The sequence below is a fragment of the Gandjariella thermophila genome, assembly GCF_005405885.1.
GTDB lineage: Bacteria > Actinomycetota > Actinomycetes > Mycobacteriales > Pseudonocardiaceae > Gandjariella > Gandjariella thermophila.
The window spans coordinates 16,108-31,396 of record NZ_BJFL01000024.1; the positions used below are offsets into that span (position 1 = coordinate 16,108).

Annotated in this window: 12 protein-coding genes; 9 read left to right on the top strand and 3 right to left on the bottom strand. The window is 70.7% G+C overall.

The features are described 5' to 3' along the window. Positions 1-23: 23 nt before the first annotated feature. The 4 genes from FFT21_RS19845 (at position 24) to FFT21_RS19860 (ending at position 3,386) form a co-directional block, all read left to right on the top strand. Positions 24-533: a hypothetical protein gene (locus FFT21_RS19845; RefSeq protein WP_137815414.1), complete on the top strand. Its 510-nt coding sequence runs from the start codon at positions 24-26 to the stop codon at positions 531-533. Between the two features lie 15 nt (positions 534-548). Continuing rightward, positions 549-1,400, top strand: coding sequence for a DUF4142 domain-containing protein (locus FFT21_RS19850; protein ID WP_137815415.1), 852 nt, complete (start codon positions 549-551; stop codon positions 1,398-1,400). 69 nt (positions 1,401-1,469) lie between these two features. After that, positions 1,470-2,528 (top strand): DUF1996 domain-containing protein, encoded by a 1,059-nt coding sequence (locus FFT21_RS19855; RefSeq protein ID WP_225978575.1) that lies wholly within the window; start codon positions 1,470-1,472, stop codon positions 2,526-2,528. A 186-nt stretch (positions 2,529-2,714) separates the two neighbouring features. Further along, on the top strand, positions 2,715-3,386 hold the full coding sequence (locus FFT21_RS19860) for a DUF3558 domain-containing protein (protein ID WP_137815417.1): 672 nt from the start codon (positions 2,715-2,717) through the stop codon (positions 3,384-3,386). A 9-nt stretch (positions 3,387-3,395) separates the two neighbouring features. On the opposite strand, the gene FFT21_RS19865 is transcribed toward FFT21_RS19860, so the two are convergent. After that, a complete protein-coding gene (locus FFT21_RS19865) occupies positions 3,396-4,862 on the bottom strand; it encodes a glycoside hydrolase family 47 protein (protein ID WP_192909647.1) in 1,467 nt (488 codons plus the stop codon). Positions 4,863-4,879: 17 nt separating this feature from the next. Next, the gene (locus FFT21_RS19870; protein ID WP_225978576.1) at positions 4,880-8,143 is read right to left on the bottom strand and encodes a GH92 family glycosyl hydrolase; all 3,264 of its coding nucleotides are present in this window, start codon (positions 8,141-8,143) and stop codon (positions 4,880-4,882) included. A 537-nt stretch (positions 8,144-8,680) separates the two neighbouring features. Between FFT21_RS19870 and FFT21_RS19875 the strand changes: the two genes are divergently transcribed. The 5 genes from FFT21_RS19875 to FFT21_RS19895 all read left to right on the top strand — a co-directional run bounded on the left by FFT21_RS19875 (position 8,681) and on the right by FFT21_RS19895 (position 13,678). Next, positions 8,681-9,664, top strand: coding sequence for a LacI family DNA-binding transcriptional regulator (locus FFT21_RS19875; protein ID WP_137815477.1), 984 nt, complete (start codon positions 8,681-8,683; stop codon positions 9,662-9,664). Continuing rightward, positions 9,661-10,800: a class I mannose-6-phosphate isomerase gene (locus tag FFT21_RS19880; RefSeq protein ID WP_137815419.1), complete on the top strand. Its 1,140-nt coding sequence runs from the start codon at positions 9,661-9,663 to the stop codon at positions 10,798-10,800. The genes FFT21_RS19875 and FFT21_RS19880 overlap by 4 nt, the downstream gene beginning before the upstream one ends. After that, on the top strand, positions 10,797-11,576 hold the full coding sequence (locus tag FFT21_RS19885; RefSeq protein ID WP_137815420.1) for an ATP-binding cassette domain-containing protein: 780 nt from the start codon (positions 10,797-10,799) through the stop codon (positions 11,574-11,576). The genes FFT21_RS19880 and FFT21_RS19885 overlap by 4 nt, the downstream gene beginning before the upstream one ends. Next, positions 11,573-12,610, top strand: coding sequence for an ABC transporter permease (locus FFT21_RS19890; RefSeq protein ID WP_137815421.1), 1,038 nt, complete (start codon positions 11,573-11,575; stop codon positions 12,608-12,610). The genes FFT21_RS19885 and FFT21_RS19890 overlap by 4 nt, the downstream gene beginning before the upstream one ends. Before the next feature lie 78 nt (positions 12,611-12,688). Further along, positions 12,689-13,678: an ABC transporter substrate-binding protein gene (locus tag FFT21_RS19895; protein WP_137815422.1), complete on the top strand. Its 990-nt coding sequence runs from the start codon at positions 12,689-12,691 to the stop codon at positions 13,676-13,678. Between the two features lie 407 nt (positions 13,679-14,085). Here the strand turns inward: FFT21_RS19895 and FFT21_RS19900 are convergent, their stop codons facing one another. Next, entirely contained in the window at positions 14,086-15,222 is a 1,137-nt protein-coding gene (locus FFT21_RS19900) for an IS701 family transposase (RefSeq protein ID WP_371856842.1), read from the bottom strand. Positions 15,223-15,289: the final 67 nt, after the last annotated feature.

Genomic DNA, 15,289 nt, shown 5'->3' on the forward strand with positions numbered 1-15,289 from the left:
TGTTCACCGCCGCGTGCGGTCCGATGAGTATGGCCAGTTCCGGGAGCAACAGCGGCGGCTCGGCCGGGTCCGCGGCCGGTGGGGCCAGCGCGGGCGAGGCCGCCGGTGCGGGCGCCCCCAAGTCCACGCTGAACGCCACCGCGTCTCCCCAGCTCGGCTCGATCGTGACCGACTCGGCGGGCAACACGCTGTACCGGTTCGACCGCGACTCGGCCAACCCGCCGAAGTCGCGCTGTGTCGGCCCGTGCGCGCAGAAGTGGCCGCCGGTACTGGCCAACGGGGACATCACGGTCACCGGCCTGGAACGGTCGCTGGTCGGCACGGTCAAGCGTCCCGACGGCACCATGCAGCTCACGCTCGCGGGCTGGCCGCTCTACCGCTACGCCGAGGACAAACCCGGCGAGGTCAAGGGGGAGAACGTCGGCGGGGTCTGGTTCGCCAGCAGCCCCGCGGGCAAGAAGGTCACGCCACCACCCGGAACCAAGGTGGGTGGCGATCCGAACGACGGCAACTACGGCGGCAACGGCGGCTGACGGGATTTCACCGAGATGAGTACTCGACACATCAAGACGACCGGTCCGTCCGGCGGCGACAACGTGATGCTCCGGCGCTGGTTGATGATCGGAGGCGGGTTCTTCGGCCTCATTCTCGTGGTGGGTCTGGTGTTACCTCAGTTCGTCCACTTCCCCAGCGCGCCGCAGAACACCGCGGCCGCGGCGACCCAGGACGACGGCACCACATGGGACACGCCGTCCGGTCCGCTCAGCCCGATGGACCGGCTGCTGCTGGCCAAGGTGCGGCAGGCCAACCTCTGGGAGACCCCGACCGCCCAGCAGGCCAACCAGCAGGGCTTCAGCCAGCGGGTGAAGGACGTGGGCATGGTCCTCATGCAGGACCACGTCCAGCTCAACCAGCAGACCAACGACCTGGCGGCGCAGTTGCACGTGCCGCTGCCCAACGAGCCCAACCCCCAGCAGAAGGGCTTCATGGCCGACCTGGCCAACAAGTCCGGTCCGGACTACGACCAGACCTGGGCCACCGACCTGCGCATGGCGCACGCCCAGGTGTTCACGGTGGCCTCCCAGGTGCGGGCGCTGACCCGCAACACGCAGATGCGGGCCTTCGCGGACGTGGCGATCAACCTGGTCGGCAAGCACATGCGGCTGCTGGAGAGCACGGGCGTGGTGAACTTCAACGCCCTGCCGCCGCTGACCACACCGCCGCCCACGTCGGCGGCGCCGACCACGGTCGCGCAGTCGGTCGGCCCGGTCGGCACGGCGGGCGGCGACGACACCGCCTTCCGCGTGCTCAGCGCACTTCTCATCGGCCTGACCGAAATTGTCGTGATCACCGCCGTGTTGCGGACGTTCCGGCCCCGACGGAGCAAGGTGGAGAGGTAAATGGTACGTAAAGGAACACACCGTCGACCGAAGGCAGTACGGTTACTCACGGCCACCGCGGCCGTGCTCGTGGCCGCGGGGGTCGTGGTGGGCATGGGCGCCGCATCGGCCAAAACCACGAACGACGCCAACAGTTCAAGCCAGTCCAGCGCGTCGGCCACCGCCAACAAGAAGGGTGGAAACAACAACGGCGACAGCAACGGCGGTAACAACGGAGACAACAACAACGGCAAGGCGGAGGACCCGGCCAAGGCGCAACCGCCGTCGCCCAACGACTTCGTCGACATCACCAAGGTCAAGCCGAACCAGAAGAAGCAGAACGGCGCGGGCGGGAGCTTCGTCACCGACTGCGGCGTGAAGGCCAACCACCAGAACTCGGACAACTTCATCGCCGCGCCCGGTGTGCTCGACGGTGCCCAGCACACCCACGACTACGTCGGCAACGACAGCACGGACGCGAACTCGACCGACGACAGCCTCGCGGCGGCGGGCACGACCTGCAAGAACCAGCAGGACAAGTCCGCCTACTTCTGGCCGGTGATCCGCGACCTCACCAAGCAGGGTAACGACGTCAACCAGGACGGCGGCGGCGCGGACGGCAACTTCGGCCAGATCCTGGAGCCGGACTCGGTGCAGTTGAAGTTCGCCAGCGGCGGCGCCGACCAGGTGACCGCCATGCCGCAGTTCCTGCGCATCCTGTTCGGCAACGCCAAGGCGGTCACCCAGAACGGGAAGAACGCCAAGGACACCTGGACCTGCACCGGGTTCGAGGACCGGCTCACCAACAAGTACCCGCTGTGCCCGCAGGGCTCGAAGGTGGAGCGCATCCACGCCTTCCCGAACTGCTGGGACGGCAAGAACACCGACAGTGCGGACCACCGCTCGCACATCGTGGACGCGCAGAACGGCCAGTGCCCGAAGGGCTTCAAGGCCGTCCCGCAACTCCAGGTGACGCTGACCTACACCGTGCCGCAGGGCAAGAACTTCGCGGTGGACGGGTTCCCGGAGGAACTGCACAAGCCGCAGACCGACCACGACGACTTCGAGAACGTCATGTCGAACAACCTGATGAAGCAGGTGGTCGACTGCATCAACAACAACAAGCAGTGCGTCAACCAGGAACAGTGATCCGTCCATCGGTCATCCCGCCGGCGGTTCTCGACACGCGGATCGGTGGGTGACTTCACCGCCAACGGTGACCACCCTCCGGGGACGCCCCGAGACGCCAGACCGCCCGGTGCGCCTCCCTCGGGAGGCGCACCGGGCGTTGTCGACGGCGGCGCCGGTGACGCCGCAGGCACGAAGGGACGCGTGATGCACAGGAAGATCGCGAGGGCGCTGGCCACCGCGGTACTGGCCGGTGCGGTGCCGACCCTGGCGGCGTGCTCGTCGTCAGCCGCCGCGGGCGGCCACCCGCAGAGCCACGGCCAGAGTTCCGCGCGGAGTCACGGGCACGAGCACGGCGCCGCGGCGTTGCCGGCCAGCGAGCCGCTACCGCCGACCGCCCCGAACGTGGCCAACCCGGTGGACGCCACCACGTTCCGGCAGGCGCCGTGCACCGCGCTCAGCCCGGAGCAGCTGCACGAGTTCGGCGTGGCCGCGATCGGCCGGCAGACCACCCGCGGCCAGTACCTCGACTGCCTGTGGCGCGACCACGACGGCCCGTCGAGGATGTTCCTGATGGTGACCTTCTACCAGGGCGGCGGGCTGCAGGATATCTACGGCCACCAGGACAACTACGGGTACCTGCACGCGCTGCCCGCCATCGAGGGCTTCCCCGCGGTCGACGCGGTGCCCGAGGACTGGCGGCACCACGGGTTCTGCGGCACCGCGGTCGGGCTGGCCGACGACATGTTCGTGGACGTCCAGGTGGCGCTGGCCGGCGGGGCGAACCCGGCCCCGGACCACGACGACCCGTGCGGGCGGTCGCAGAAGGTGGCCACCGCCGTGGTCCGGAACATCAAGGGCGGGGGCACGGTGTCCTGAACGCCCTGGTCACCTCCTGGCGCCGAGCAGGATCTTGCCCTCGGTGGACAGGAAGTTGTTGGCGTAGTCGAACCGGTCGGTGTCGCTGAAGATCAGCCAGTAGTACTTGGTCTGCTCGGCCCACCAGTAGCCGGGGCAGAAGTCGCCCCGCACCGGCGGGTTGCTGGTCACGTCGTCCAGGACGGTGTAGCCGTAGGCGACCTTCGAGGTGCGCTTCATGTTCCGGTAGTGGGTGTACGCCTGCTGCCGGTAGCGCTCGTCCCGGGTGTTGATCCACAGCTTGAGCGCGGAGTCGACGAACTCGGGGCGCAGCGCGTTGCCCCTGCTGGTCGCCTTCAGGTTGGTGTAGTCGATGCCCTCCGGCAGCACGCCGTACCGCTCCTGCACCGCGCTCCACGAGGCCTGGTACGCGGCGGCCGGTGCGGCGTGGCCGGAGTTGGACAGCAGCCCGGCGTAGAACGCGGCCAGCTCGCTCTGGCTGGTGTCCACCTTCTTCCCGGTGTGCGCGTCGACCTGGGCGAACCACAGGTTCCCGCGCACCATGTCGGACTGGTATCGCAGGATCGCCGCGGTGGCCGCCCGGTACCAGCCCAGCAGTTCGGTGTCGCCGAAGAGCCGGTAGCCGCCCCACAGGTACTCGTAGAACGAGTCGGCGGGCGGGCCGATGGTCGCGGTGGCGGTGGTCCACTGCCCGGTCTCCGCGTTGATCCCGTACGGCAGCAGGTTCAGCGCGGTGCGCCGGTCCCACGCCGCGCGCAGGGCCTGCTTCGCCGCGTCGTGGTACTTCGCGTCACCGGTCCACGTCGAGAGCATGCCGAACTCGGGCAGGTAGGTGCCGATCTCGGCGAGGTTGGTGCTCGGCCCGCTGACCGCGCCGGTGTGCAGGTTGGCGAACCGGTACGGCAGCCCGGTCGGCGACTTGGTGAACGCCGGCAGCAGCCGGTCGGCCAGGTCCACGGCCAGCCGCAGCAGTAACGGCTCGCCCGTGACGGAGTAGCCGGCGGCCAGCCCGCCCACCACCCGGATGGTGGCCTCGAAGACCTGGAACGGCGCGTCGATGTCGAAGTTCGGCAGGTTCCTCCTGATCCAGGAGATGGCCTGGGCCAGCTCGTCGTCCAGGCCCATCACCCACAGCGTGTCCAGCGCCTCGATCAGCGACAGCCCGACCGAGTGCCCGGCGGCGAAGAAATCCGAGTGGCCGCCGGACACCGGCAGGATCTGGTCGTAGCCCAGCGCGCGGGCCACGTAGTTCCGCCAGGCCCAGCGGAACTCGGTGCGGACGTCCTCGGCGACGGCCGCCCAGTCGGCGCCCGCGGCGGGTTCCGCCGCGCCCGGCGTCGCGGCCAGCGCGGTGGGCCCGCTCAGGGTGGCCAGGCCGGCGGCCGCGCCGGCGGCCCCGAGCGCGCCCAGCAGCCGGCGCCGGGAAAGGTTCGGCGCGCTCGGGTGGATCGAGGTCCCGTAGCGTGAGGTGGTCACGGCTCCTCCGATGCGGTTCAGCCGACGGCGATGGAGAACACGTGCAGCGCGCCGCCCTTGACGTTGCTCGGCAGGGTCACGCTGCGCACCTGCTTGCCCGGTTGCAGGGTGATCGGCGCGGTGGCGAACAGGTACACGGTCAACCGCTGCGCCGTGCCGCTGACGCTGTTGCGGTACGGCATGGTGGCCACGATCCGGTTGTCGAAGGACACCGGGTTGTTGGCCGCGCCGCCCAGGGCCCAGTCGGAGAAGCCCACGTCCGCGGTCTGCGTGCTGCCGTCGGTGTAGGTGATGGTCAGCGTGCCGGACGCGTTACCGTTGGTGCCGGTGCCGAGCAGCGCGAGCTTCGTGGCGCCGGCGGGCGCGCTCGGCAGGTCCACGCTCTGCCCGTTCGCGTCCACGTTGTCGTACTCGCCGACGGACACGTTGGGCCAGGTGTGCGTGACGCCGTCGACGGTGACCGTGCCGCCGGGACGGACGCCGGCCGCGGCCAGCGCGTCACGGGAGAAGCTGTACCCGTCGCTGTCCAGGTTCGCCACGGACTGGTCGTTGTCCGGCGAGGTGCCGACGTTGTTCAGCGCGGCGCGCAGGCTACCCGGCTGGGCGACCAGCACGGCCAGCGTGGTGCCGGGCACGGCGCCGCTGTCCTGCGTGTAGGTGATCGGGATGCGGTAGGTCGCCTCAGCGGTGCCGGCGGCCACCGCCACGGTGACCGGCTGGCCGGCCTTGCCGCCCGCCGGCACGGGGATGTCACCGGAGGACGGGGTGACCGTCAGGCCCGCCGGGGGCTGCGCGGTCCAGTGCACCGTGCCGCCCTGGCCGGAGAAGTCCTGCGCGCCGATCGTCGCGGTGGCGCTGCCGCCCGCCGGAGCCACCACCCGGGCCGGGTCGACGTAGCCCAGGGCGTTGATGGCACCGTCCGCGAAGGACGGTGGCGCGTCCGCGGCGGCGGAACCCCAGGTGGTGTCCGGCGTCGCGGACAGCGTGTAGTCCAACGTGCCGCCGGTGTTGACGAAGGACTCCGGCAGCCACGGCCGGGTGGACGGTTGGCCGTTCACCGTGAGCCCGGTCACGTACGGCACGGCGGTGGCCGCTCCGGGCGCGTTGATGGTGATCTTCTGGCCGGTCGGCCGGGTCAGCACGACCTTGCTGAACAGCGGCGCGGTCAGGGTGAACTCGGCACGGCCCGGGATCTCCGGGTACATGCCCATCGCCGTCCACACGTACCAGGACGACATCTCGCCGAGGTCGTCGTTGCCGACCAGGCCGTTGGGCGCGGCCTTCCAGATCTCGCCCATCACCCGCCGGGTGATCGCCTGCGTCTTGTACGGCGCGCCGGTGTAGTCGTAGATGTACGGCGTCTGCAGGGTCGGCTCGTTACCGAGGAACGCGTACGGCTGCCGGGTGCCCGCGTTGAGCTTGGTGAAGAAGGTGTCCAGCCGCTGGTTGGCGGCCGCCTTGCCGCCCAGCGCGGTCACGAGTCCGCCGAGGTTGTACGGAACCATCCAGGTGTACTGCGCGCCGTTGCCCTCCACGTAACCGCTGGAGGAGGCCGGGTCGAAGGGTGCTGCGAACGAGCCGTCCGCGTTGCGCGGCTGCAGGTAGCCGGTGGCCGGGTTGAACAGGTTCTGCCAGTACTGGGCCCGCTTCATGAAGGTGTCGTAGGTGGCCCCGTCACCGAGCCGGCGGGCGAGTTGGGCGATGGCGAAGTCGGCGCTGGTGTACTCCAGCGTGTCGGCGGCCGCGCCGGGTACGTAGCCGAGTTTCTGGTAGTCGGCCAGCCCGGGCCGTTCCTCGTAGCCCTGGGTCGGCTGGGTCGCCCCACGCACCATCGACAGCAGCGCCCTGCCCGCGTCGAAGTCCTTGGCGCCGAACGCGTACGCGGTGGACACGATGATGTGGTACGGGTCGCCGTTCATCACGCCGGTGTAGTCGTTGGCCACCGTCCACCGGTCCCAGGAGCCGCCCTGCTCCGCATAGGCGATCATGGAGCGGGCGATGTCCGAGGTCTCCTTCGGCGCCAGGGTGGCCAGCAGTTGCGCCTCGGACCGGTAGATGTCCCACCCGGAGAAGTTGGTGTACATCGCATGCCCGGAGTCGGCGGTATGCACCCGGCCGTCGAACCCGGTGTAGCGGCCGTCCGCGTCGGAGAACACGTTGGGCTGCAGCAGGGCGTGGTAGAGCGCGGTGTAGAAGATGGTGCGCTCGTCGGTGCTGCCGCCGGTGACCTGCACCTCGTTGAGCCGGTCGTTCCACGCCGCCCGGGCGGCCGCGGCGATCTGGTCGAGGGACCGCGAGCCGTTGTTCTCCGCGCGCAGGTTCGTCCTGGCGCCGTCGACGGAGACGAAGGACAGGCCGACCCGCACGTTGACGGCCTGCGACTTCGAGGTGTCGAAGGTGACGTACCCGCCGGAGCCGGGGCCGGAGACGGTGGTGTCCTGCGGTGCCACCGACCGGGACCGCGGCCGCGCGGACGGCGTCGCCGTGTCCGATGTGGACAGTTTGGCGTGCGCCGGCGCGCCGCCGCGCTCGGTGGCGCTGCCCGGGGTGACCGCGCCGTTCTTCCAGGTGCCGATCGACGCGAACGGCCGGTCGAACTGCGCGTAGAAGTAGACCCGGTAGTGGTCGCCGGCGCCGCAGAAGTGCCCGCTGGCCGCCCAGCCGCTGATGCTGTCCCGGCCGATGGTGATCTGGGAGTCGTCGGTGCCGGCGATCGACCCGGAGGTGTTCACCAGCAGGGTGGCCGGCTTGCCGGCCGGGTAGCTGAACCGGCCGGAGCCGGTGCGCTGGGTGGTGGTCAACTCCACCTTCGCGCCGCTGTCCAGCGTCACCCCGTAGTAGCCGGCGGTGACCTTCTCGTTGGCGTGGCTGAACGTGGACACGTAGCGGCTCGGGTCCGCCGCCGGGGACGTGGTGACCTCGCCGACCAGCGGAATGAACGGGATGTCCTCGTAGGTTGAGCAGCCGGCGCCGGAGAGATGGGTCAGGCTGAACCCGCGGATCCGGTTGTCGTCGTAGTAATAGCCGCCGTGCTGGAACGTGACCGTGTCCGGGCTCCACTGCACCATGCCGAACGGCACGTCCGCGCCGGGGAAGGTGTTGGCCGCGCCGCCGCCGGTACCCATGTCCGCGTCGCCGGGCTTGGTGCCGATGTACGGGTTCACCCAGCGGGCCAGGTCCTGCGCGGCGGGTGCCGCGGCGCCCGGCTGGGCCGTGGCGGTGGTCAGCGGGGCGAGCGCCAGCGCGAGCGTGGCGCCCAGGGTCACCGCTAACCGCGACACGCCACGCCGGCGCTGGCCGCGTCTCTCCGCGCCCCTCTCGTCGCTTCGTTCCCCGGTTCTTTCCCCGGCCTCCCGACCGGCCCGGACTCGGCTCATCAGCCCATCCCTCCCAACACCCGCCCGCGCGGAACCGGGACGCCCCGCTCGCACGGTTCTTCGCAACCGTTCCCGACGACCTCGCCAACCGTTCCCGGCAGCACTGAAAGCGCTTTCGCCAACCGTTCTCGGCGCCTGCTGACAACCTTGTCCAACCGACGCAACGCGAGCGCCACATTGCGGAGAGCCACGGGTCGCGTCAAGGCTTGATCGGTCAGGTTGTCCCGTTCGAGACAACGATCTTCGCCCGGAGGGCTGAAAGCCGCGTGGCCATCCGGGCTCCGGATCGATTCCCGATGCGCCACCGCCCGATGTGGACGGATCGCCGTGCGCGGCCTTGACCGGTTCACCAGGCGTTGACAGCTCCCGAGTTGGCGTGTCCAATCTCCGGGCATGACAACGTTGTCCGGGACCGGCCCTCGCCGGGTGCGGCGCGCCACCATGAGCGACGTGGCGCGGCTGGCCGGCGTGAGCATCAAGACGGTGTCCCGGGTGGTCAACGACGAGCCGGGGGTGCACCAGGCCACCGCGGAACGGGTGCTGGCGGCGATCGACCAGCTCGGCTTCCGCCGCAACCTGAGCGCGCGCAACCTGCGCCGCGGGTCCTCCGCGGGCATCGTCGGGCTGGTCATGGAGGACGTGGCGAACCCGTTCTACTCGGAGTTGACCGGGGCGGTGGAGGAGGTGGCCAGGCAGCACGGCCGGCACGTGCTCGCCGCGTCCTCCGGTGAGGACCCGGACCGCGAACGCGAACTGGCCCTGGAGTTCTGCGCCCGCCGGGTGGACGGGCTGATCGTGGTCCCGGCCGGGGTGCAACACGGCTACCTGGTGCCGGAGATGCGGGCCGGCACGCCCGCGGTGTTCGTCGACCGCCCGGCCGGCGACGTGGTGGCGGACACCGTGCTGGTGGACAACATCGGCGGCACCGTGGCCGCGGTGCAGCACCTGGCCCGGTACGGGCACCGGCGGATCGCCTTCCTCGGCGACGCGCCGGACATCTTCACCGCGGCGGAGCGGCTGCGCGGCTTCCGCGAGGGCTGCGCCCGCGCCGGCGTCCGCTACGACGAGGACCTGGTGGCCATGGGCCCGCACGACGCGCCCGGCATCGGCGCGACGCTGCGCCGGCTGCTGCGCGGTCCCGAGCCGGCCACCGCGCTGGTCACCGGCAACAACCGGATCACCGTGCTGGTGCTGCGCGCGCTGGCCGGCCAGCGGGACCGGCCGGCCCTGGTCGGCTTCGACGACTTCGAGCTGGCCGACCTGGTTAACCCGCCGGTCACGGTGATCGCGCACGACGTCGCCGCGCTCGGCAGGACCGCCGCCGAACTGCTGTTCGCCCGGCTGGACGGGGACGGCGCGCCGCCGCGCCGCGTCGTGCTGCCGGTGCGCCTGGTAACGCGTGGATCCGGGGAGGTACCTGCGTGACGTCCGATCACCCGGCAGGGCACGACACCGGCGGGCCGCCGCCGCGGCCGGTGCTGCTGCCGGCCAACCAGCCGAGGCAGTTCTACCGCGGCGGCACGTCCATCGCGGCGCTGCGCGGCATGCCCGCCGAGGCACGCACTCCCACCGAGGCGGCGGAGGGCACCGTGGCCACCGAATTCGGCCCCGAGGACTGGATCGCGTCCACGACCAGCCTGTTCGGCAAGGCGCCCGCCGGGCTGACCGTGCTACCGGACGGCCGCCTGCTGCGCGACGCGGTCGCCGCCGACCCGGACGGCTGGCTCGGCCCCGCGCACACCGCCGTGCTGGGCGCGGACACCGGCCTGCTGGTCAAGCTGCTGGACGCCGGCCAGCGGCTGCCGGTGCACTGCCACCCGTCCAACGCCTTCGCCCGGCGGCACCTCAACTGCCGGCACGGCAAGACCGAGGCCTGGGTGGTGATCGGCACCAGCGGCGACAACCCCACCGTGTACGCCGGGTTCACCGAGGGCGTGGACGAGCGGACGATCGACGCCTGGGTGTCCACTCAGGACTCCGCGGCGATGCTGGGCGCGCTCAACCCGATTCCCGTCCAACCCGGGGACACGGTGTTCGTGCCGGCCGGCCTGCCGCACGCGATCGGCCCCGGTGTGTTCATCGTCGAGTTGCAGCAGCCAACCGACTTCTCGGTGACCCTGGAGTGGCAGGGTTTCCTGCCCGGCGCGGACGCCGGCCACCTCGGGCTCGGCTACGACACCGCGCTGGGCTGCGTGGACACCTCGGGCTGGTCCGGCGCCCGGCTGGACTCGCTGGTCCGGCACACCGGAGACCGCCGCGACCCGGTGGTGCCGCTGTTCGGCGCGGAGGCCGACGCGTTCTTCCGGGCCGAGCGGATGCATCTCGGACCGCGCGTCGAGCTGGACCCGTCGCTCGCCGTGCTCGTCGTGCTGGAGGGGACGGCGCGGCTGCGCACCGAGCACGGCGGCGAGCTGGACCTGCGGCGCGGCGCCACCGCGCTCGTCCCCTTCGCCGCTGGTCCGTCCACTCTGGACGGCGAGGCGGTGGTGGTGCGGTGCCGCCCGCCGCATCCTTCCGCGGTGCCGGCCGCGGACGGCTCCGATGTGGGAGGTGTCGAATGAGCGCCGAACCGGCCGGGCCATCCCTGCTCGAGGCGCGGGACCTGGTCAAGCACTACGGCGGCGTGGAGGCGTTGCGCGGCGCGTCCTTCGAGGTGCGGCACGGCGAGGTGGTCGCGCTCATCGGGGACAACGGGGCCGGCAAGTCCACCCTGGTCAAGTGCCTGTCCGGTGCGGAACAGGCGGACTCCGGCGAGGTGCTCATCGACGGCCGGCCGGTGACGCTGGACTCGCCCACCGCCGCGCGGCGGCACGGCGTCGAGACCGTCTACCAGGACCTCGCCGTGGCCCCCGACCTGGACCCGGCGGCCAACCTGTTCCTCGGCCGCGAACTGTTCCGCACGGGCCTGCTGGGCCGGCTCGGCATGCTGGACAAGGCGGAGATGCGGCGGCGCGCGGCGAGCGAGTTCGCCCGGCTCGGCGTGCAGTTGCAGAACATCGACGTGCCGATCAGGTCGCTGTCCGGCGGCCAGCGGCAGAGCGTCGCGGTGGCCCGGTCGGTGGTGTGGGCGAGCAAGGTCGTGTTCATGGACGAGCCGACCGCCGCGCTCGGCGTGGTACAGCGCGAGCGGGTGCTTGACGTGATCCGCCGGGTCCGCGACTCCGGCGTCGCCGTGGTGCTGATCAGCCACAACATGCCCGAGGTGCTGGCCGTGTCGGACCGGGTGGAGGTGCTGCGGCTGGGCCGCCGGGTGGCCCGGTTCCGGACCGCGGAGGCCACCCTTGAGGACCTGGTCGGCGCGATGACCGGTGCACTTCACCAGGAAGGCGCGGCATGAGTACGTCCACAGTGGAAGCTCCGGCGACGCGGCCGGAGCGCACCGGGTTCGGCCGGCGGCTGGTGTCCGCGAACACGTTCTGGATCGGCCTGGTGCTCGTCGGGCTGTACCTGGGCTTCAGCGTGCTCGCGCCGAGCGCCTTCCCCACCCTGTTCAACTTCCAGACCCTGCTCATCGAGGCGTCGGTGTTGCTGGTGCTGTCCGTGGGGATGACCTTCGTGATCATCACCTCGGGCATCGACCTGTCCGTCGGCTCGGTGCTGGTGTTCGCCGGCGTGGTGGGCGCCAAGGCGATGGAGGCACTCAGCCCCGGGCACGACGCGACGTCCGCCGGCTGGGGCGTGATCGCCGTCGGCCTGGTCGCCGCGCTGACCGGCGGCGCGGTGTGGGGGCTGGCCAACGGGCTGCTCATCGCGCGCGCCAAGATCCCGCCGCTGATCGTCACCCTCGGCTCGTTCGGCGCCGCGCTCGGCGTCGCCGAACTGGTCACGGCCGGGGTGGACGTGCGGACCGTGCCCCAGGCGCTGCGCCGCACCCTCGGCTACGGCACGTCCTTCGTCGTGGTGCCGAACCTGGTGCTGGTCGCGGTGGTGGTCACCGTGCTCGGCGGCTGGCTGCTGCACACCACCCGGTTCGGCCGCTACACGTACGCGGTTGGCTCCAACGCCGAGGCCGCCCGCCGCTCCGGCATCGGGGTGACCCGGCACCTCGTGCTGGTCTACCTGATCACCGGCCTGCTGGCCGGCCTGGGTGGCTTCATGTCGCTGGCCTACTACGGCACCACCACGATCTCCGGGCACAGCACGGACAACCTGAACGTGATCGCCGCGGTGGTGCTGGGCGGCACCAGCCTGTTCGGCGGCGTCGGCAGCATGCTCGGCTCGGTGATCGGGGTGTTCATCCCCGCCGTGCTGACCAAGGGCTTCGTGATCCTCGGCGTGCAGCCGTTCTGGCAGCCGGTCGCGGTGAGCGCGGTGCTGGTCGCCGCGGTGTGGTTCGACCAGCGGCGACGCCGAACCCAGGACCGCCGCTGACCCGAAACGGCTTCGCGGCAGGCGACACGACGTCCGGATACAGCTTCCAGACACGACGAGGTGCGGAGGTACGGGCAGATGAATGCAGGCAAGCGGCGCGTGGCGCTGGTGGGCGCGGTGCTCACCGCGGCCACGGTGGTCGCCGCGTGTGGTAGCGGTCAGGTCGGTCAGGTGGGCGGGAGCAGCACCGACAACAAGAAACTCGTTCTCATTCCCGGGGTGCAGGCGGAACCCTTCTACATCTCGATGCAGTGCGGCGCGCAGGAGGAGGCCAAGAAGCTCGGCTACGACCTGAACACCCAGGCACCGCAGAAGTTCGACCCGAGCCTGCAGACACCGATCGTCACCGGGGTGCTCGCGTCCAAGCCGGCCGCCGTGCTGATCGCGCCGACCGACGACAAGGCGATGGCCAGCCCGATGCAGCAACTCAAGGACGCCGGCATCAAGGTCGTCGAGGTGGACACCTCCCTGCAGGACAAGTCGATCGGGTTGGCGTCGATCTCGTCGGACAACGAGCAGGGCGGCCGGAAGGCCGCGGACACGCTGGCCCAACTCGTCGGTAACAAGCAGGGTTCCGTGCTGGTGCTCAACACGATCGCCGGCACGTCCACCACGGACGCCCGCGCCAAGGGCTTCGAGGACGAGATCAAGAAGTACCCGAACCTGAAGTACGTCGGCGCGCAGTACACCAACAACGAACCCGCGCAGGCCGCCGCTAAGGTGTCCGCCACGCTGTCCAGCACGCCGGACCTGATCGGGGTCTTCGCCACCAATCTCAACACCGGCGAGGGCGCCGCCACCGGGCTGCGCAACGCGGGCAAGGTCGGTCAGGTCAACCTGGTCGGGTTCGACGCGAGCCCGAATGAGGTGGAGGACCTGAAGAGCGGCAGCTTCCAGGCGCTCATCGCGCAAGACCCGGCCAGCATCGGCCGCAAGGGCGTGGACGCCGCCGTTGCCGCCGTCCAGGGCAAGCCGGTCGGCCCGCGCGAGGTGCAGACCGACCTCATCGCGATCACGCAACAGAACCTGCAACAGAACCAGAAGTACCTGTACCGGACGAGTTGCTGAACCGGCCGCGGGTGGTTGGCACGCCGCATGTCGTGCCAACCACCCGCGTCGCCCGGCGCCGCACGGCTTCCAGCGTGGCGACCCGCTCCCGCAGCTCCGTGATCAACCGCGCCCGCTCGATAACCAGGGCGGCCTCGTCGTACGACGGGAATCCATCCCCGACCTGCACTCCAAGACCGTCCCATAGAGACAATCGAACCCACAAATAGCCTAATACGACAACGGCAGTTACGGGGGCCAGTGTCCGCGTCGTCGGTAGTGGCTTCGGCGAGCTTGGTGTTGGCGTCGTCGTCGCCAGTCTGACCAGCTCAGGATGTGCTTCTGGCCGTGGCCGGGCGTGAGCAGCAGGGTGGCGATCAGCCGGCGGATCTCGTTGCCGGTCACGCTGATCTTGTCGCTGCAAACGCCTACGTCGCCCCTTTTGCGGTGTGCTCGCTGCGGGTGACGGTCAGGAACGCGGCGGCCAGCATGGACCCGGTGATGTGCCGGTACCAGGCGGTGTAGTCGCGGACCTGGTAGTGGTCCAGGCCGGCCTCGTTCTTGGCCAACTGGAAGCATTCCTCGACGCACCAACGGATGCCTGCAACCCGGATCAGCTCGGCGAAACTCGTGTGGGCGGGGGCGGCGCAGCGGTAGTAGGCCACCTCGTACTCGCCTTTGTCGTTGGGACGGGTGGCGCGGCGCAGCAGCAGGCGGTGTGCCCAACCCGCGGGTAGCCCGGCCGGGTCGAGTTCGACCAGGGACCAGTCATACAGGCGTTGGCCGCGGGCGCCGTCCCCGGCGCTGCGGCGTTCCCACGCGGCAGCCGGCACCACGGCGGCCACGGTCTTGGCCTGCCGGCGTCGACGGTCCGGGCAGGGCAGCCGGTCATCGCAGCGGGTGGCCAACACGAACGGCATCCGCCGGGCCAGCAGTCCCTTGCGGAAGGCCGGGTTCTGCCCGAACTCCTCATCCGCGGTGACCCACCCGGCCGGCATCCCGGCGTCCAACGCGCGGGCGATCATGGCCAACGCCTGCGCCGGCTTGGTGGAAAACGCGACCCCGTCCGGGATGCCTGCCCGGCGGCACCGCGCGCGGTCATCGGTCCACGACTCCGGTAAGTACAGCTCCCGGTCGATCAGTGCCCGCCCCTTGGCCGAGGCGTAGGCGAGAAACACCCCGACCTGACAGTTGTCGATCTTTCCGGACGTGCCGGTGTACTGCCGATGCACGCCAGCAGAGTGCCGCCCCTTCTTGACAAAACCGGTGCCATCCGCGATCAACACCCCGCCCGGCTCTCCCAGGCGATCCGCCACATAGCCGCGCACATCGTCGCGAACCCCGTCGGCGTCCCACCGCGCGGTGCGTAACAGCCGCTGCATCCCGTCCGGGCACGCCGCCCCGGCGTGCTCGGCCACGGTCCATCCGTTCTTGCGCTCCAACGGCGCTAGCAGGCCGCGCACATACCCCAGCACTCGCTCACGCGGCTCCGACCGGCCGAAACGCGGCCCCACCAGCGTGCACAACCGGGCTAACTCATCCGACCAACGCTCGATGTCCTCGATCTCCACCCCACCGACATCGACGCTTCACCCACCCGACTGCATCACCGGATCAAGTGCCGTTGTCGTA

Bases quoted from the DNA above. Each gene is read 5' to 3' on its own strand.
- FFT21_RS19845 (WP_137815414.1), top strand. From the start codon at position 24: ATGAGTATGGCCAGTTCCGGGAGCAACAGCGGCGGCTCGGCCGGGTCC.
- FFT21_RS19850 (WP_137815415.1), top strand. From the start codon at position 549: ATGAGTACTCGACACATCAAGACGACCGGTCCGTCCGGCGGCGACAAC.
- FFT21_RS19860 (WP_137815417.1), top strand. From the start codon at position 2,715: ATGCACAGGAAGATCGCGAGGGCGCTGGCCACCGCGGTACTGGCCGGT.
- FFT21_RS19875 (WP_137815477.1), top strand. From the start codon at position 8,681: ATGAGCGACGTGGCGCGGCTGGCCGGCGTGAGCATCAAGACGGTGTCC.
- FFT21_RS19885 (WP_137815420.1), top strand. From the start codon at position 10,797: ATGAGCGCCGAACCGGCCGGGCCATCCCTGCTCGAGGCGCGGGACCTG.
- FFT21_RS19890 (WP_137815421.1), top strand. From the start codon at position 11,573: ATGAGTACGTCCACAGTGGAAGCTCCGGCGACGCGGCCGGAGCGCACC.
- FFT21_RS19895 (WP_137815422.1), top strand. From the start codon at position 12,689: ATGAATGCAGGCAAGCGGCGCGTGGCGCTGGTGGGCGCGGTGCTCACC.